The organism is Burkholderia sp. 4M9327F10 (genome assembly GCF_005503145.1).
GTDB lineage: Bacteria > Pseudomonadota > Gammaproteobacteria > Burkholderiales > Burkholderiaceae > Paraburkholderia.
In genome coordinates, this window is record NZ_SCNV01000104.1 from 1 (window position 1) to 17781 (window position 17781).

General features: G+C 64.5%; 15 protein-coding genes. 14 read left to right on the top strand and 1 reads right to left on the bottom strand.

The features are described 5' to 3' along the window. The 8 genes from FFS45_RS40075 to hutG form a co-directional block, all read left to right on the top strand. A partial coding sequence (locus FFS45_RS40075) for a transglutaminase family protein (RefSeq protein WP_171029890.1) occupies window positions 1–1735 on the top strand: 1735 nt, incomplete at its 5' end. A 29-nt stretch (window positions 1736–1764) separates the two neighbouring features. Beyond that, window positions 1765–4443, top strand: a complete 2679-nt coding sequence (locus FFS45_RS40080) for a circularly permuted type 2 ATP-grasp protein (RefSeq protein ID WP_137960134.1) — start codon at window positions 1765–1767, stop codon at window positions 4441–4443. Then, on the top strand, window positions 4440–5330 hold the full coding sequence (locus tag FFS45_RS40085) for a transglutaminase family protein (RefSeq protein ID WP_137960135.1): 891 nt from the start codon (window positions 4440–4442) through the stop codon (window positions 5328–5330). The genes FFS45_RS40080 and FFS45_RS40085 overlap by 4 nt, the downstream gene beginning before the upstream one ends. A gap of 246 nt (window positions 5331–5576) precedes the next feature. Next, window positions 5577–6326, top strand: a complete 750-nt coding sequence (locus FFS45_RS40090; protein WP_137960136.1) for an IclR family transcriptional regulator — start codon at window positions 5577–5579, stop codon at window positions 6324–6326. A gap of 99 nt (window positions 6327–6425) precedes the next feature. Beyond that, window positions 6426–7181 (top strand): transporter substrate-binding domain-containing protein, encoded by a 756-nt coding sequence (locus FFS45_RS40095; protein ID WP_137960137.1) that lies wholly within the window; start codon window positions 6426–6428, stop codon window positions 7179–7181. A 17-nt stretch (window positions 7182–7198) separates the two neighbouring features. Next, window positions 7199–7867: an amino acid ABC transporter permease gene (locus FFS45_RS40100; RefSeq protein ID WP_137960138.1), complete on the top strand. Its 669-nt coding sequence runs from the start codon at window positions 7199–7201 to the stop codon at window positions 7865–7867. After that, window positions 7864–8631: an amino acid ABC transporter ATP-binding protein gene (locus FFS45_RS40105; protein WP_137960139.1), complete on the top strand. Its 768-nt coding sequence runs from the start codon at window positions 7864–7866 to the stop codon at window positions 8629–8631. The genes FFS45_RS40100 and FFS45_RS40105 overlap by 4 nt, the downstream gene beginning before the upstream one ends. Then, window positions 8628–9569: a formimidoylglutamase gene (gene hutG / locus FFS45_RS40110; RefSeq protein WP_137960140.1), complete on the top strand. Its 942-nt coding sequence runs from the start codon at window positions 8628–8630 to the stop codon at window positions 9567–9569. Before FFS45_RS40105 ends, hutG begins: the two co-directional genes overlap by 4 nt. Before the next feature lie 3 nt (window positions 9570–9572). Here the strand turns inward: hutG and fliD are convergent, their stop codons facing one another. Beyond that, window positions 9573–11060, bottom strand: coding sequence for a flagellar filament capping protein FliD (gene fliD / locus FFS45_RS40115; protein ID WP_137960141.1), 1488 nt, complete (start codon window positions 11058–11060; stop codon window positions 9573–9575). A 196-nt stretch (window positions 11061–11256) separates the two neighbouring features. On the opposite strand from fliD, the gene FFS45_RS40120 reads away from it, so the two are divergent. The 6 genes from FFS45_RS40120 (at window position 11257) to FFS45_RS40145 (ending at window position 17771) form a co-directional block, all read left to right on the top strand. After that, complete coding sequence (locus tag FFS45_RS40120; RefSeq protein WP_137960142.1) at window positions 11257–11682, top strand: MarR family transcriptional regulator; 426 nt, start codon at window positions 11257–11259, stop codon at window positions 11680–11682. 118 nt (window positions 11683–11800) lie between these two features. Continuing rightward, window positions 11801–12217: a MarR family winged helix-turn-helix transcriptional regulator gene (locus FFS45_RS40125; protein WP_137960143.1), complete on the top strand. Its 417-nt coding sequence runs from the start codon at window positions 11801–11803 to the stop codon at window positions 12215–12217. Window positions 12218–12339: 122 nt separating this feature from the next. Then, entirely contained in the window at window positions 12340–13497 is a 1158-nt protein-coding gene (locus FFS45_RS40130; RefSeq protein WP_171029891.1) for an HlyD family secretion protein, read from the top strand. A gap of 36 nt (window positions 13498–13533) precedes the next feature. Then, complete coding sequence (locus FFS45_RS40135) at window positions 13534–15105, top strand: DHA2 family efflux MFS transporter permease subunit (protein ID WP_137960144.1); 1572 nt, start codon at window positions 13534–13536, stop codon at window positions 15103–15105. Between the two features lie 20 nt (window positions 15106–15125). Continuing rightward, window positions 15126–16553, top strand: a complete 1428-nt coding sequence (locus FFS45_RS40140) for an efflux transporter outer membrane subunit (RefSeq protein ID WP_137960145.1) — start codon at window positions 15126–15128, stop codon at window positions 16551–16553. A 33-nt stretch (window positions 16554–16586) separates the two neighbouring features. After that, entirely contained in the window at window positions 16587–17771 is a 1185-nt protein-coding gene (locus tag FFS45_RS40145; protein WP_137960146.1) for a thiolase family protein, read from the top strand. Window positions 17772–17781: the final 10 nt, after the last annotated feature.

The following is a 17781-nucleotide window of genomic DNA, read 5'->3' on the forward strand; positions in this document are numbered from 1 at the left end:
GGGTGGCCGGGGCGTGGGTGGCGAGGACGGCGGGGCCGCGGTTGGTGCAGCGGGTGCGGCAGGCACCGCGGCCGCGCTGCGCGGCAGCGGCCCTGAAAGCGCCGCCACCGCCTCGCTACGCGTCCCCGAACGCGGTGAATCGGCTAGCTGGATCACCCGCACCGCGCTGTGCGTCGAAGCGCGCGACCCAGCCCGCGCGGCGGGCCCGAAGGTGGAGACCGAGAACTTCGGCAGCGGCCGCAAGATGCTGCATGTTTTCATGCCGCCGCTCACCGAGCTCGACGATTATCTGGACCTGCTGGCGGCTGTCGAAGCCACCGCAGCCGAACTGGGCATGAAGATCGTCATTGAAGGCTATCCGCCGCCGCGCGATCCGCGTCTGAAGATGCTGCAGGTGACGCCCGACCCGGGCGTGATCGAAGTCAACATCCATCCGGCTTCGAACTGGGATCAACTGGTCGACCATACCGAGTATCTCTATCAGTCGGCCCACGAAACGTATCTGAGCACCGAGAAGTTCATGACCGACGGCCGCCACACCGGCACCGGCGGCGGTAATCACTTCGTACTCGGTGGCGCGACGCCCGCGGACAGCCCGTTCCTGCGCCGTCCGGACCTGCTCGCAAGCCTGGTGGCGTACTGGCTCAATCACCCCTCGCTGTCGTATCTGTTCTCGGGACTCTTTATCGGGCCGACCAGCCAGGCGCCGCGCGTCGACGAGGCGCGCAACGACCAGGTCTACGAGCTGGAAATCGCGTTCCGCGAACTGCAGCGTCAGATCGACCTGCTCGGCGGCCGCGAGGGCGGGCAACTGCCGGCGTGGATGATCGACCGTTCGCTGCGCAATATCCTCATCGACGTGACCGGCAACACGCACCGCGCCGAGTTCTGTATCGACAAGCTCTATTCGCCCGACGGCCCGACCGGCCGCCTCGGTCTGCTGGAGCTGCGCGGCTTCGAAATGCCGCCGCATGCGCGCATGAGTCTCGCCCAGCAGTTGCTGCTGCGCGCGCTGGTGGCGCGTTTCTGGAAGACGCCGTACACCACGCGGCTCACACGCTGGGGCACCGAACTGCACGACCGTTTCCTGCTCGGCACGTTTGTTCAGATGGATTTCGACGACGTGCTCGCCGATCTCGCCGAGGCCGGCTACGCCTTCGACCGCTCGTGGTTCGAGCCGCATTTCGAGTTCCGCTTCCCGCTGGTGGGGCAGACGACGACCAACGGCGTCACGCTGACCATCCGCAGCGCGCTGGAGCCGTGGCACGTGATGGGCGAGGAGGGTTCGCCTGGCGGCACGGTGCGCTATGTGGATTCGTCGGTGGAGCGGCTCGAAGTACGGGCCCTGGGGCTCAACGACAACCGCCATGTGGTGACCGTCAATGGCGTGCCTGTGCCGCTCCAGTCCACTGGCCGCGTCAGCGAGTACGTGGCGGGGGTGAGGTTCCGCGCCTGGTCGCAACCGTCGGCGCTGCATCCGACCATTGGGGTGGACGCGCCCCTGACTTTTGACCTTGTTGACACATGGACCGGCCGTTCTATTGGCGGATGCCAGTATCATGTGGCTCATCCGGGTGGGCGCAGCTACGATACCTTCCCGGTCAACGCGTACGAGGCCGAAAGCCGGCGGCGCGCGCGCTTCTTCACGATGGGTCACACGCCAGGACCGCTCGTGGCCGAGGCGCCGCAACGCAGTCTGGAACTCCCGTTCACGTTGGACTTACGATACTGGTGATCCCGAAGAACAATTAACCCGATACGACCTTGGCCTTTCAATCGACTTTTCCCTTTGAGGCAACCGCGGCGCACGCGGATGCGCTGTCGCTCCTGCGGGTGCTGCCGGTCCGCGACGGGCACTGGGACGAGTTGCTCGATGCGTCGGGGGCGTTGCGCGAACCGTGGCGGCAGTTTTTCGAACTGCTGGGCGAAGACGGCATTGCCCGGCTCGAGAACAACAAGGCCTCGGTCGCGCAGCAGGTCCGCGATAACGACATCAGCTACAACGTCTACGCGGACAAGGGCGTGCCGCGGCCGTGGGCGCTCGATCTGCTGCCGCTTCTGATCGGCGAGGCCGAGTGGGCCGAGATCGAGCAGGGCGTCATGCAGCGCGCGCAACTGCTGAACGCGGTGGTGGCCGACGTTTACGGCCCGCAGACGCTGTTGCAGTGTGGCCAGTTGCCGCCCGCACTGGTGTTCGGCCATCCTGGCTATCTGCGTTCGGTGCGCGGCTTTACGCCGCCGGGCGGTCAATATCTGCAGGTCGTCGGCGTCGATCTGGCGCGCGCGCCGAACGGCGGCTGGACGGTCATGTCGCATCGCACCGAGGCGCCGTCCGGCCTCGGCTACGCGCTGGAAAACCGCCTGATCGTTTCGAGCCAGTTCGCCGAGCCGTTCCGTTCGCTGCATGTGAACCGGCTCGCGCCCACCTATTCGCAACTGATCGCCACACTCGTGCAGTCGGCCCGCGCCGCCATGCACGGGGATGCGGCCGACAGTTCGCCGCACATTGCGCTGCTTACGCCGGGGCCGTTCAGCGAGACTTACTTCGAGCATGTGTTTCTGGCGCGCTACCTGGGTGTGACGCTCGTCGAGGGCAAGGACCTCACGGTGCGCGACGACATGCTGTATCTGAAGACGCTCGGAGGGCTCGAGCGTGTGCATGTGGTTTTACGCCGGCTGGACGACGCGTTTTGCGACCCGGTCGAACTGCGCGCGGATTCGTCTATCGGCGTGCCGGGCCTGCTGCAGGTGATGCGGGCCGGCAATGTGATCGTCTCGAACGTGCCGGGTTCGGGCTTTGTCGAATCGCCCGCCTTGCATGGCTTTTTGCCCGGCATCTCCGAGGCGCTGCTGGGCGAAGATCTGTTGCTGCCGGGCGTGCCGACCTGGTGGTGCGGCGAGGAGGCGGCACGCGAGCATGCCTTTGCACGGCTCGACGAAGCCTTTCTTGTACCCACTTGGCCGGCGGTGCAACGCGACAGCGCGCCGGGCATGGCGCAGGGTTTGCAGCATCTGGCCGCCTGGCGCAATCGCATTGAAGCGCTGCCCGATAACTTCACGATCCAGTTGCCGCTGCCGTATTCGTGTGCGCCGCGCTATGAGGACGGTACGCTCGGGCGCCGGCCATCGGTTTTGCGTGTGTACGCGATTGCGGATTTCAACGGCGGCTGGCATGTGATGCCGGGTGGTTTCACGCGTCTTGCGGCGGAACGGCAGGCCACCGTATCGATGCAGTTCGGCGGCAGCAGTGTCGATACGTGGGTGTTGTCGAGCCAGCCGATCTCGACCTTCACGCTGCTGCCTTCGCCGATGAAGCCCGCCGATCTCGCGCGCAAGCATCGCACGGTCTCCAGCCGTGCCGCCGAGAATCTGTTCTGGGCAGGCCGTTACAGCGAGCGCGCCGAGAACAACGTGCGGCTGCTGCGGCTGATTCTCGGTTCGCTGGAAAGCAACGACGCGGACGCGATGTTCGAAACGCTGGTCGAACTGGCGTTGTACTGCGGTCTGGTGCAATACGGTGACGTGCAGGCCGACGACTCGCAGCAGGCCTTCGAGCGCACGCTGGTCGCGAATCTGCACGAGTCCAACGGCACCGCCAGCATCGGCCAGGTGCTGGGGGCGCAAGTGCGGGCGAGCGGCGAAATTCGCGGCCGGCTCTCGAACGACCACTGGCGCACGATTCTTGCCGCCCGCAACGACTTCCGTGATGCCTTGCAGGAGCTGATGCCCGCTAGTGCGTCGTCTGCCGGCGTGAACGGGGCGAATGCGGCAAATGGAGCGAACGGGGCGAACGGGGCGAATGGCTCAAACGGTGCGGTCCTCGTGCCCGGCGGCGCCCGGCATGACCGCTACGACCGTGTCACGCTGATGGACGCGCTCGAACATCTGGCCACACAGCTTTCGGCGATCAGCGGCGCGCAAGGCGACCGCATGACGCGCGACGAAGCGTGGCGCCTGCTGTTCGCGGGGCGGCATATCGAACGGGTGGCGGCAATGACCTCGATCCTGCGCGTGGTGGCCGACAAGGGGCAGCTTGCGACGCCGGCCGGTTTCGATCTGCTGCTGCAACTGTTCGACAGCACGCTGACGTATCGCTCGCTCTACCCAGGCCGCCTCGAAGTGCCGGCGCTACTCGATCTGCTGGTGGTCGAGCCGACCAATCCGCGCGGTCTGTACGGTGTCTATGAGCGCCTGTGCGGCAAGCTCGACGAGATCACGATTGCGGCAGGCGGTACCCGGCACCGCTCGTTTGTCGATCTGATGCCGCCGCCCGATACGCTGCCGTCGCTCGAACGGCTGTGCGAACGGGACGAACACGGCGCCTATACCGTACTGATTCAGGTCTGCGACGACCTCGGCGCCTTCGCGGCTGCGGCGGCCAATGAAATCAGCGCGCGCTACTTCAGCCACGCCAACACACTCGCTTCGCAGGTGTCGTCATGAAGACCGCACAGACCGTCCTGTCGGTTTCGCACCGCACCACGTATCGCTACTCGACGTTTGTCGAAACGGCGCAGCATCTTGCGACCATCCGGCCGCTGGTGTGCGCATGGCAACGCGTGATTTCGCATGAGGAGACGATCGAGCCGGCGCCGTCTTATCTGCACAGCCGGATCGATGCGTTCGGCAACGACGTGCTGTACTTCACGATCGACGCCCCGCATGAGCGGCTGCAGATGGTCAGTGAGACCACCGTGCAACTGACGCCGCGCTGGACCAGGCTCGACCCGGACACCACACCCGCATGGGAGGAGGTGGCCGAGGCGCTGCGCTTTCGCGTGGGCGGCGAGTTCCGGCCCGAAGTGGAGTTCTGCTTTGCTTCGCCGAATATCACGCTGAGGCCGGCACTGCGCGCCTATGCGCTGCCGAGCTTTACGCCCGGCACGCCTATCGCGGCGGGCGCAATCGACCTGATGCATCGCATTCACCGCGACTTCGACTACAAGCCCTCGGCGACGATGTTCGATACGCCCGCCGAACGTGCGTTCGAACTGAAGAGCGGCGTGTGCCAGGACTTTGCCCAGGTGATGATCGGCTGCTTGCGGTCACTGGGGTTGCCGGCGCGCTACGTGAGCGGCTATCTGCGCAACGATCCGCTACCGGGCCAGCCGCGTCTGATCGGCGCGGATGCGTCGCACGCCTGGGTTTCCGTGCATTGCCCCGGCAGCGGCTGGATCGACCTCGATCCGACCAACGATGTGCTCGCCGACATGGACCACGTGACGCTTGCGATTGGCCGCGATTACAGCGACGTGTCGTTGCTGCGCGGGATGATACTCGGCGGCGGCGCGCACCGCGTCGATGTTGGGGTGAGTGTGCTGGCGCTGTGAGGGGCGCCTCCTCACCTGACTCTCTTTCGTCTGATGTTACTGCTGCGCGCATTCTCGCAGCGCGTTAGCGTTAGCGTTAGTCAATCCTCTCCAGCCTTGCGATCTGCGCGTCGTTCTGTACGCGCGGGATTTGTTCCTCTTTCGGGAAAACCCTCCTCCTTCATTCCCATTGCATGGGAAATCGATTTTTGAAATCTGAGAACGATCTGGCATCCTGACTTCATTGTTTTTCGTGGTGTCGTCGTCGTGAACGCGGAACAGAATGTCACTGGTGCCGAGCGTGTATTGCTTGTCCTCGCAGCGCTGGCCAGTCATGGCAAGGCGCTTTCAGTCAGGGATCTGCAATCCATCACCGGGCTCGCGCAAAGCACCCTTTACCGGCAGATCGCACTGCTCAAGCGTTGGGGTTTCGTCGCGGAGAACGCCGGTCACTATGCCCCTGGCCCGATTAGCCTGCAGCTCGCGCTCGGCTTCGACGTCAATTCGCTGCTCGTCGAAGCGAGCCGCAGCGAAATGCAGCAGTTGGCGCGGGTGTCGCAAGAGAGCATCGGCCTTGTCGTCGCAGTGAAGAACCAGGTGATGTGCCTCGAAATGGTGGAAAGCCAGCATTCGTTGCGTTGTTCCTTCGAGAAAGGACGGGCCGTGCCATTGAAGGCCGGTGCGTCGGCGAAGTCGCTATTGGCGTTCATGAACGACAAGGCGCGCGCCGAAGTGCTCGACAGCATGTTCGACGATGACGTGAGAGGCCGTACCGTGCTCGAAGCCGAACTGGCGCGCGTGCGTGCGCAAGGCTACGCGGTTAGCGATAGCGAAGTCGATCCGGGCGTGTGGGGCGTGAGCGCGCCGATCTTCCACCGTGCGGGACGTGCCGCGGGCTGCAGCGCCTCGATCACGCTGATGGCGCCGTCTAGCCGCGTCGCCGGCCACGAAAACCAGTTTATCGACGGGACGCTACGGACGGCCCGCGCCATTTCCGAGCATTTGCAAACTGAATGATTACCCGGCACCGATCCTGATTCTGCGTCGATCGCTTGTCGATCCTCGCCCTGATCCTTGCATTGATCCTCTGCATTGAACCTCTTAAGGAGCTTCGCCATGAAACTGCACCGTCTCTTGTCTCTCACCTGCCTGACGCTCGCCGTCTCGCTCGCTGGCTTTACCGGTACCGCCTCGGCGCAAGGCGCCAACGTGCTGCAGGTCGCCACCGACGCCACCTTCCCGCCGATGGAGTTCACCGAAAACGGCGCGCGCACCGGCTTTGACATCGACATGATGAATGCGCTTGCCGAAGCGATGGGCAAGACCGTGCAATGGACCGACATCGATTTCAAAGGCCTGATCCCAGGGCTGATTGCGCACCGCTTCGACGCGGCGATCTCGGCCATCTACATCACCGACGATCGCGCCAAAGTAGTCGACTTCACCGAGCCGTACTACGCGGGTGGCCTCGTCGCGCTGGTGAAAACCGATTCGCCGGTCAAGACGCTTGCCGACCTGAACGGCAAGAAGGTGTCGGTGCAGGTGGGTACGAAGTCGGTCAACTTCCTGCGTGACAACTATCCGCAGGTGCAGCGCGTCGAAGTCGAAAAGAATCAGGAAATGTTCGATCTGGTCGGTATTGGCCGTGCGGATGCCGCTGTCACCGGCAAACCTGCCGCGTATCAACTGGCGAAAACGCGCGGCGGCTTTCGCGTGATCACCCAGCAGCTCACCACCGAGCAGTACGGCATTGCGGTGCGCAAGGACGAGCCTGAGCTGAAGGCCGCGTTGAACACCGCGCTCGAGAAGATCAAGGCGGACGGCACCTACGCGGAGATCGTCCACAAGTGGTTCGGCGCTGGCGCGCAATAACCGGCTGAGTCAGACAGATGGAACTCGATTTCTCTCCGGTCATTGCCGGCTGGGCCGACATCGTGCACGGCGCGCTCGTCACGGTGGAAGTGACCGCCGCGGCGCTCGCGCTGAGTTGCCTGCTCGGACTCCTGATTGGCATTGGCCGCCTCTCACCGCAGCGCCGCCTGGTTTACGGCTTTTGCACCGCTTACCTGACATTCTTCCGCGGCACGCCGTTGCTCGTGCAACTGTTCCTGCTGTTCTTCGGCTTGCCGCAGTTCGGCATTCTGCTGCCGGCGTTCGTGTGCGGCATGCTGGGGCTTGGGCTGTATTCGGCGGCGTATGTGTCGGAGATCGTGCGCGGAGCGATCCAGTCGGTGGATCGCGGGCAGATGGAAGCCGCGCGTTCGATCGGCATGTCCTCAGGCCAGGCGATGCGCGCGGTCATCCTGCCGCAGGCCGTGGTGCGGATGATCCCTCCGCTCGGCAACGAATTTATCGCGCTGATCAAGAACTCGGCGCTGGTTTCACTGCTGACGATCGACGACCTGATGCACGAAGGCCAGAAGATCATCAGCGTGTCGTACCGTTCGCTCGAGGTGTACCTGGCCATTGCGCTGGTGTATCTCGTGCTGACCCAGGCGACCAATTACGCACTGCATCGCGTCGAGCGCCGTTTGCGTGCAGGAGGCATGGTGCAATGAATAACGCGTCGCAACCTATCGTCCAGATTCGCGGGCTGACCAAATCGTTCGGTTCGCACGTCGTGCTGAACGGCATCGACTTCGACATTCAGCCGCAACAGGTCGTGGTCGTGATCGGACCGAGCGGTTCGGGCAAGAGTACTTTCCTGCGCTGCTGCAATGGGCTCGAGCAGCCCGAAGGCGGTACCGTGGACATCTGCGGTCACCGTCTGGTGGATCACGGGGTCATGCTCAAGGAGCGTTCACTCAATGCGCTGCGTACCGAAGTCGGCATGGTGTTCCAGTCGTTCAATCTGTTCCCGCATCTCTCGGTGCTGCACAACATTACCGTCGGCCCGCGCATGCTGCGTGGCCTGAGCAAAGCCGATGCCGAATCCGCGGCATTGGCGCTGCTCGAAAAAGTCGGCCTTGCCCACAAGGCACATGTGATGCCGGCGAGCCTCTCGGGCGGCCAGAAGCAACGTGTGGCGATTGCCCGGGCGCTGGCGATGCAGCCTCGTGTGATGCTGTTCGACGAACCGACCTCGGCGCTCGACCCGGAGCTGGTCGGCGAAGTGCTGCAGGTCATGAAACTGCTGGCGAGCGAGGGCATGACGATGGTGGTCGTCACGCACGAGATGGGTTTTGCCAAGGAGGTCGCGGATGTCGTGGTGGTCATGGACGGCGGCGTGATTGTCGAAGCGGGACCGCCTTCGGAGATTTTCTCGGCGCCGACGCAACCTCGCACGCGCGCGTTCTTGCAAGCGGTATTGGCGCGAGCATGAGAGTCCCGTTCGATGACAAGGTGTGGAGCGGCCGCTCCGACGACGGCGAGCCGGGCGATACGCGGCGCGTGTTCAATCAGGTGTCGCGCTTCACGGGCGGGCGGCTCGCCGACGAAACGCCCGTGATCGCCGGCTTCGGTTCCGATGAGGGCGTGCGGCGCAACCAGGGGCGTACCGGCGCGGCACACGCACCGAAGGAATTGCGGCGTGCGCTGGCCGGTTTGCCGGCCAAGGCGCAGACGGCGGTGCACGATGCGGGCGACGTGCTGTGCGACGATGGCGATCTGGAAGCCGCGCAGCATGAGTTGGGCTGCCTCGTCGGCGAGATCCTCGCATGCGGCGGGCGGCCGCTGGTGCTCGGCGGCGGCCATGAAGTAGCGTGGGGCACCTATCGCGGGTTGCGTGCGCACCTGGACGCAGCGGGCGGGCAGCGTCAACTGCTGATTGTGAACTTCGACGCGCACTTCGATTTACGGCAGACGCGTCCCGCGAATTCGGGCACCCCGTTTGATCAGATTGCCTGCGATTGTGCCGGGCGTGATTTGCCGTTCAACTACGTCTGCATCGGCATCAGCGATCTTGCCAACACCGCGGCGCTGTTTGCGCGGGCGCAGCAACTGGGCGTGCGCTACGTGCCCGACACGGACGCGCAGGAGTCTCAGCTTGCGCAACGTTTGACGCAACTGGAGCAGTGGATCGGCGCCGCAGACGATATCTATCTGACTATCGATCTGGACGTGCTGCCGGGTGCGACCGCGCCGGGCGTATCGGCGCCGGCGGCGTTGGGTGTGCCGCTGGCGGTCGTCGAAGCGATGGTGGTGAAACTGCGCGCGTCGGGCAAGCTGCGGGCGGCGGATATCGCCGAGTACAACCCCTCTCTCGATCAGGACAAGCGCACCGCCCGGGCGGCGGCGCGGCTTGTGCACAGATTGCTGTGACGCCTACTTGTTGGACGCCAACGCCCCGGCGCTGTTCTTCCCGCCAAACAGCGCGGTCAGATAGTCGCCGTTGTTGGCCATCTGCGTCATGATCCGGTTGAGCGCCGTGAACTGCGCGTTATAGCCCTTGGTCAGCTTGTCCGTGTAATCGGTGAGCTGGGTCTGCTGGTCGGTGAGTGACTTGATGTCGGTGGTCAGCGCATTGCTGTGCGTATCGAGCGTGCCGCCAGTCTTGAGGAACGACGTCAGCGAGGTGTTCAGCGAAGCGGCCAGGCCGGTCTTCGAATTGAACAGTGCGGCAACTCCGGTGGAGTTGTTGGTCAACGCGTTGGTTAGCGTGAGGTCGTCGGTTTTCAACGTACCGTCTTTCTGGAACGTGATGCCGATGCCCGCGAGGTTGGCCGCGCCGGCACCTTCTTTCAGCCCGCCGCTCATCGCCCCCGAGAGCGTGTTGCGGATCGCGTTCATCGTCGCGTCGCCGAGCAGCACGCCGCCCTGGGAACCGGCCTTCTTGGTTTTATCGAAGCCGGTAAACGAAGCGGCGGTGGTGACGAAGTTGTTGTAGGCCGTCACAAACGCGCCAATCGCGGTCTTCTGGTCGGTGACGTCCTGGGCGATCGTGAGCGTCTGCGGGCTGCTGCTCACGGCGTCGGCCGAGAGGTTCAGCGTCAGGCCGTCAATCGCGGACGTGACGATATTGCTCGGACTCGCCACCTGCATGCCGGAGATGCTGAGGTGCGCATCCTGACCGGCGACACTTTGCTTCCAGTTGCCCGAGTCATCTACCACGGTGGTGGCCGGCGTAGTCGTGGAGATGCTGGACTTGACGCTCAGCTTGTTGAGCTCGGCGCTGCTGGAAGTGACCTGGACATTGATGCCGTTCGCGAGGCCGGTGGAGTTGGCGTGCAGCAGCAGATGCGCACCGTCCACGCCGTTGACCACCGTAGCCGAGACGCCCGGATTGCCGGCCGCCGAGTTGATGGCCGAGGCGATATCGGAAAGCGTGCTCTTGCCGGATTCGATCGAGAGGGTGGTGCTTTTGCCGCCTAGCGACAAGGTGAGCGAGCCGGAGCCGAGCGCCGCCTTGCCGGTGAATGCGCCCGACGTAATGGACTGCGAGGTGGCAATGTTTTGCACGTCGATGGCATAGCTGCCCGCCACCGCGCCTTTGCCGGCCGACGCCGTGATGCCCTTGCCGCTGGCGGTGGCGGTGAAAGTCGAGAAGGCGGTGCCGTTGGCCAGCGGCGCCAGCGCGCTTTGCATGAGCGACAACACCGACTTCAGCGTGCCGATTGCGGTGAGCTGATCGTTGTCGCGCGTGGCGCGACCCGTCAGCGCGGCCTTCTTGCCGGCCACTTTCGCGTTGACGAGCGCGCTGACGAGGGCGTTCACATCGGTATTCGATTTCGTCGCGCCGCTGATGATCGATTGCGCGGCGTCCTGAATCGACGTTGTAGTGGACGAAGCGGTGCTGCTGGTTACCGTTGACATGACGTGTTGGCCCCTCGCGTCAGCATATTGATTGGAAAGCGGCAGGCCGCAGGCGCTCAGGCAGGCGCTTCTGCGGGTTTCGAGCCTGACGGATCGAAATGTAAGATATTGTAATAACTTATGTGTGAAGATTACAAGTCGTTTTCGATTTCCTTGCTTGTTGACACTGTGCGTACGCACATATAGACTGCAACGCATGAACGGACCTCTCTCATACGACGCGTGCAACTGCTTCGCGCTGCGCCAGGCGGCGCGCTACGTGACGCAGATTTACGAGCGCCACCTCGGCGAGGTGGGGCTGACGGCTGCGCAGTTCACCATCATGGCAAAGCTGGCGCGAACGGCGCCGGCCACCATGGCGGAGATGGCCGAGGCGATGGTGATGGACCGCACTACGCTGGTGCGGGCGCTCAAGCCGCTGCAGCGCGACGGTTTTGTGGTGAGCGAGGCGTCGGAACATGACGGCCGGACCTATCTGTTCAGTTTGTCAGAGAGCGGCAAGGCGACGTTTGCCGAGGCGGCCATTGCCTGGCGGAATGCGCAGGCGGAGTTCGAAGGGAAGTTCGGCCGCGAGCGGGCCAAGGCGCTGCGCGCCGAACTGTTTGGCCTGACGGCGGAGTGACGGCGGCCCGCGCGGATTGCAGTGCTGCGCACCGGGGCACGGAGCCGGTCGCTTCAGGAATTGGCCAGAAAGTTTTATGACTATGAGTGCGTATGCACTCCGAAGAGAATTCGACGCAATGCAATGGCTACCCGATGACGACTGTTTTGCGATTCGCCAGGCGGCGCGTTACGTGTCGCAGTTGTACGACCGGCATCTCGCGCAGGTCGGGCTGACGATCACGCAGTTTTCGATTCTTGGCCGGATCTCGCGCGGCAAGTCGCTGACAATGAAGCAGCTCGCCGACGCGATGGTGATGGAGCGGACCACTCTGGTGCGGGCGATTCAGCCCCTGCAGCGTGACGGCCTGCTGACGAGCCGCAGCGCGCAAAGCAAGGGCAGGGAGCTATCACTCAGCCTGACACCGGCTGGCGACGCGAAGTATGCGGCTGCGCTGATTCACTGGCACGCGGCGCAGGAAGATTTCGAACAGCGCTTTGGCGTCGAACACGCGGCAACGCTGCGGCGCGAACTGCTGGAGATGACGAAGGCCTGAGGCAGAGTTTTGGGCCAGATGTTTTCGTTGCAAGCGGACCGGGCATCCTGAGCGGCCGGGTCATGGGTGGCGTGTCGATTACGCCCGTTTTCAATATTGTTAGTGCATACACACATATCATCATGTCCACGACTCCTTCGACTCTCGCCCCGCCCAGCGCCGCGGGCCTCGCACAACCGGCCCGCCGCACGCCGTGGATGCTGCTCGCGGTGATCGCCGTGCTGGTGGTGCTGGCGGCCGCGGTGTCGTACTGGCTGCTGGTGGGCCGCTTTGTCGAAAGCACCGACGACGCCTACGTAGGCGGCGACGTGACCGTGATGGCGCCGAAGGTGAACGGCTTCGTCACGGATGTGCTGGTGCGCGACAACCAGCATGTGCAGGTCAATCAGGTGCTGATCCGGCTCGACGCACGCGATTACGATGCGCGGCTCGCCCAGGCGAGCGCCGACGTGCAGAGCGCGCAGGCCGCAGTGACCGAGTTGCAGGCGAGAAAATCGTTGCAACTGGCCACCATCGACCAGCAGGCGGCCGAGGTAAAAGCATCGGGCGCCGAGTTGACCCGCAGCGCGCTGGACCAGGCGCGTTATCGCGAACTCGTGAAGGACGAGGCGGTGTCGAACCAGATCGTCGAGCGGGCGGACGCGGACCTCGTCAAGGCACATGCAGCGGTGGATCGCAGCGGCGCTGCTTTGCTCGCTGCGCAGCGTGAGATCAGCGTGCTCGATGCGCAGATCGGTGCGGCGCAAGCGCGGGTGGCGACGGCTCAGGCGGCACAGCGTGTGGCCGAACTGAATGTGGAATACACCACGATCCGCTCTCCCGTTGACGGCTATGTGGGCAATCGCACGGCCCAGGTCGGGCTGCTTGCCAATACGGGCGTATCGCTGCTGACGGTGGTGCCTTCAACCGGCCTGTGGGTCGACGCCAACTTCAAGGAAGACCAGTTGAAGAAGATGCGCGCTGGCGACACAGCTGACGTGACGCTCGACGCCTCCAGCCAATCCCTGCACGGCGTGGTGGACAGCCTGGCGCCCGCCACCGGTGCGACCTTCAGCGTGCTGCCGGCGGAAAACGCCACCGGCAACTTCACCAAGATCGTGCAGCGTGTGCCGGTGCGCATTCGCCTCGAAGTGCCGCAGGACATGCAAGGCGTGTTGCGTCCCGGTCTCTCTGCGACCGTGAAAGTGCATCTGGGCACCGGTACAGGCACGGGCACGGGCACTGGCTCCGCAGGCACCGCGAGCGCTACCGCCACCACAGGCGCTGCCGCGCACTCGTAACCCCGCGCCGCGTTCGCACTTCGCTTCAGGCCTGCCATGACCCACCCCCCTTTGAACCCCGCCGACCAGCCGACCCGCACCAAGGCCTTCGCATTCGCGCTGATGTGTCTCGGCTTTTTCATGGCGACGCTGGACATCCAGATCGTCGCGTCTTCGTTGCGCGATATCGGCGGTGGTCTGTCCGCGAGCCAGGACGAGCTGTCGTGGGTGCAGACCTCGTATCTGATCGCCGAAATTCTGGTGATCCCGATGTCGGGCTGGCTCACGCGCGTTTTCTCGACACGCTGGCTGTTTGCGTTCTCGGCGCTCGGCTTTACGATCACCAGCATGCTGTGCGGTCTCGCGTGGGACATCAATTCAATGATCCTGTTTCGCGGCCTGCAAGGGGCGCTCGGCGCCGCGATGATTCCCACCGTGTTCACGACGGCATTCGTGCTGTTCCCCGGCAAGCAGCGGCTGATTGCCTCGACTACCATCGGCGCACTGGCCTCGCTTGCGCCGACCGTCGGTCCGGTGATCGGCGGCTGGATCACCTCGCAATGGTCTTGGCACTGGCTGTTCTATCTGAACCTCGTGCCGGGCGTGTTCGTCACGCTGCTGGTGCCGCGCTTCGTGCATATCGATCACGTCGATCTGTCGCTGCTGAAAAAAGGCGACTACCTCGGCATGCTGCTGATGTCCGGTTTTCTCGGCTGTCTCGAGTATGTGCTCGAGGAAGGGCCGCGCAAGAACTGGTTCGGCGACGACGCGATCATCGCCTGCACGTGGATCTCCGCCATCTGCGGCTTTCTGTTTCTCGTGCACGCGTTCACCGCCAAGGAGCCGATTGTCGATCTGCGCGCGCTGGCGATCCGCAACTTCGGCGTCGGCAGCCTGCTGTCTTTCATTACTGGAGTGGGCATCTTCTGCACGGTGTTTCTGACGCCGGTGTTTCTCACGCGCGTGCGCGGGTTCGACTCGCTGCAGACCGGTCTCGCGCTTTTGTCGGTGGGGTGTTTTCAACTGATGTCGCTGGTGGCTTATTCGCTGTTGGCGCGCGTGATCGACATGCGCTGGCTGATGGTGTTCGGCCTTGTGTGTTTCGGTCTGGGCTGCTATCTGTATGTGCCGCTGACCAATCAATGGGGCTGGCAAGAACTCCTGCTGCCCCAGGCTCTTCGCGGTATCGGCCAGCAGTTCTGCGTACCGCCTATCGTGACGATGGCGCTCGGCTCGCTGCCGCCCTCGCGGCTGCGCTCGGCGAGCGGCCTGTTCAATCTGATGCGCAACCTGGGCGGCGCGATCGGCATTGCGGTCAGCAGCACGATGCTCAACGACCGCCTGAACCTCCACTACGAACGGCTCGACGAACATCTCACAGCAGGGCGGCCCGTCGTCGAAGGCGTGCTGCAGCAACAGGCCGCGCGGCTTGCAACGGTGGGTGGCGACACGTTCAACGCGGCACATGCCGGTCTTGACCTGTTGCACACGGGCCTGCTACGTGAAGCTCTCGTGCTGACCTTTTCCGACACCTTTCTCGCTGTCGCACTGTGCTTTGTGGTGGGTTTGCTGAGCGTGGTGTTTTCGCGCCCGTTTGGCCTGACCGCGCCACCGCCGGATGCTCACTAGAGAATAATAAGGATAACGACATGAAATCGATCACTGCAAAGGGCATCGCGAGTGTGCTGTTTCTGAGCCTCGTTGCATGCGCTGTGCCGCCTGCCCAGCATGCCGACCTGCCGCACACCGTGCAAGCCGTGGCGCCCACGGCCTGGAGCGTCGCCGCGCCGCAGGATAGCGTGGATGCGAATGCCTGGTGGGCGCGCTTTGGCGACCCGGTCATGCATCAACTGGTGGAGGACGTGCTGAGCGGTAATCTGGATGTGCAGGCCGCCGTCGAACGCGTCAAGCAGGCGCAGGCCATCACGACCCAGCAACGCTCGGTCTTGCTGCCGGAGCTGGATGCGACCGCCATCGCGTCGGACCAGCGGCTGAATGCACCGCCGCCGCTCGGCTATGTGCGGCAGGCGGGCGCCGGTGTGGCGGCGAGCTGGACGCCCGATGTGTTCGGCGGCGAGCGGCTTGCGGTGCTGGCCGCGCAGGCCCAGACGGCGGGCCGCGCGGCCGCGCTCGATGAACTGCGGCTGGCGCTTGCGGCCAACGCGGCCGCGGCCTATATCGATCTGCGCTGGGCGCAGTCCGAGCTGCAGATCCTGAACGACAACGAGCAGATCAGAAGCCGCGCGCTCAAGCTCACGCAGGAGCGTCTGCACTACGGCCTGTCCACGCAGCTCGACGTCGCCCGTGCGCAGAACCAGTTGCAGGATCTGCAGGCGCAGATTCCGCAGGTGCAGTCGCGCATCCAGCATCAGCTCAGCCTGATCGCGGTGTACTGCGGACGGACGCCGGAAAGCGTGGGAAGCCTCGTGCTAACCGACACGCGCGATATTCCGGTGCCGGCGCAAAGCGTGCCGCAGACGCTGCCGTCCGAAGCGCTGCTGCGCCGGCCCGATGTGCGCACCGCTTACGCCGCGGTCGAGCAGCGCGCGGCGGAAGTGGGCGCCTCGAAGGCGCAGCGCTATCCGCAGTTCAAGCTGAATCTGGCGGACGGTCTGCTGGCGTCGTCTTATCTGGGTCTGCCCACGCTGACCGACAACCTGTTCAGCGCGGCGTTGAGCGCGACGAGCCCGATCTTCAACGCCGGCAGGATCAGCGCCGGTATCGACGAGAGCGAAAGCAAGCTGCGCGAGTCGCAACTCGGCCTGCAGCAGACCCTGTTGCAGGCGCTCAAGGAAGTCGAGGACACGCGCAGCGATCTGGTCAACGACGCCGTCCAGGTGGATCGGCTGGGCGGCGCACTGGACGCGTCGGGGCATGCGCTGCGGCTTTCCACCGAACTGTACAAGGACGGCGCATCCAGTTTTCTCGATGTGCTTGCGGCGCAGGAGGCGTATCTGCTCGACTCCGAGGCGCTGAACCAGGCGAAGCGTGAACACGCGCTGGCGGCCGTGGCGCTGTACCGGTCGCTGGGTGGCGGGTGGGATGCAGCGGCGCCGGCGGCGCTGGCCGTCAACTGAGGTGATGTTGTGCTCTAACTGTGAGAGGTCGTCATGAACAAGCGAGACGTAGTGATCTGCAACCCCGTGAGAACGCCGATTGGCGCGTACAACGGCACGCTGAAGGAGGTGCCGGCCACCGATCTCGGCGCCACCGCCGTGCGTGAGACGCTGCGCCGCAGCGGTCTTGCCGGCGCGGAACTGGCTTCGGTGGTGATGGGCAATGTGATTCAGGCCGGCAACCGGATGAACCCGGCGCGCCAGGCGGCAATCGGCGGTGGTGTGCCGGTCGCCGTGCCGGCGTTGACCGTCAACCGGGTGTGCGGCTCGGGCGCGCAGGCGATTGCCTCGGCGGCAAACGAAATCTGGCTGGGTCTTGGCGACGCCGCGGTGGCGGGCGGCATGGAGAACATGGACCGCGCGCCGTATCTGCTGGACGGCGGGCGCTGGGGCTACCGGATGGGTAACGCGCAGGTGCACGACAGCATGCTGCGCGACGGCCTGGTGGATGCATTCTCCGGCGAACACTCCGGCTGGCACACCGAAGACCTCGTGACGCAGATGGAGATCACGCGGGAGGCGCAGGACCGCTGGGCCGCGCGCTCGCAGCAGCGATTCACGGCGGCGCAGGAGAGCGGCCGGTTCGACGCCGAGCTGGTGAGCGTGCCGGTGCAAAGCCGCAAGGGGCCGCAGCCGTTTTCACGCGACGAGCAGCCGCGCGCGGATACCACCGTTGAGACGCTTGCCAAACTGCGTCCGGCGTTCCGCCCCGACGGCACGATTACCGCCGGCAATGCGCCAGGCCTGAACAGCGGCGCCGCGGCGATGCTGGTCGCGGAGCGCGGCTTTGCCGAGGCGCGCGGCATCGAACCGTTTGCGCGCCTGGTTGCTTACGGCATTGCGGCGGTCGAGCCCGGCATGTTCGGACTCGGCCCGGTACCGGCCGTGCAGATGGCGCTGGCGCGCGCCGGCTGGCAACTGAAGGATGTCGAACGCTTTGAGATCAACGAGGCCTTCGCTGCCGTGCCGATCGCGGTGCTGCGCACGCTCGGAATCGACGAAGAACTCGTCAATATCGAGGGCGGCGCGATTGCGCACGGCCATGCGATCGGTGCGACCGGCGCAGTGCTGACGACCCGGCTGATTCATTCAATGCGCCGTGACGGGCTCAAGCGCGGCATCGTCACGTTGTGTATTGGCGGCGGGCAGGGGATCGCGCTGGCGCTCGAAATCCTCTGATGTGAGGCGG

Bases quoted from the DNA above. Each gene is read 5' to 3' on its own strand.
- FFS45_RS40085 (WP_137960135.1), top strand. From the start codon at position 4,440: ATGAAGACCGCACAGACCGTCCTGTCGGTTTCGCACCGCACCACGTAT.
- FFS45_RS40095 (WP_137960137.1), top strand. From the start codon at position 6,426: ATGAAACTGCACCGTCTCTTGTCTCTCACCTGCCTGACGCTCGCCGTC.
- FFS45_RS40100 (WP_137960138.1), top strand. From the start codon at position 7,199: ATGGAACTCGATTTCTCTCCGGTCATTGCCGGCTGGGCCGACATCGTG.
- FFS45_RS40105 (WP_137960139.1), top strand. From the start codon at position 7,864: ATGAATAACGCGTCGCAACCTATCGTCCAGATTCGCGGGCTGACCAAA.
- hutG (WP_137960140.1), top strand. From the start codon at position 8,628: ATGAGAGTCCCGTTCGATGACAAGGTGTGGAGCGGCCGCTCCGACGAC.
- fliD (WP_137960141.1), bottom strand. From the start codon at position 11,060: ATGTCAACGGTAACCAGCAGCACCGCTTCGTCCACTACAACGTCGATT.
- FFS45_RS40120 (WP_137960142.1), top strand. From the start codon at position 11,257: ATGAACGGACCTCTCTCATACGACGCGTGCAACTGCTTCGCGCTGCGC.
- FFS45_RS40125 (WP_137960143.1), top strand. From the start codon at position 11,801: ATGCAATGGCTACCCGATGACGACTGTTTTGCGATTCGCCAGGCGGCG.
- FFS45_RS40130 (WP_171029891.1), top strand. From the start codon at position 12,340: ATGTCCACGACTCCTTCGACTCTCGCCCCGCCCAGCGCCGCGGGCCTC.
- FFS45_RS40135 (WP_137960144.1), top strand. From the start codon at position 13,534: ATGACCCACCCCCCTTTGAACCCCGCCGACCAGCCGACCCGCACCAAG.
- FFS45_RS40140 (WP_137960145.1), top strand. From the start codon at position 15,126: ATGAAATCGATCACTGCAAAGGGCATCGCGAGTGTGCTGTTTCTGAGC.
- FFS45_RS40145 (WP_137960146.1), top strand. From the start codon at position 16,587: ATGAACAAGCGAGACGTAGTGATCTGCAACCCCGTGAGAACGCCGATT.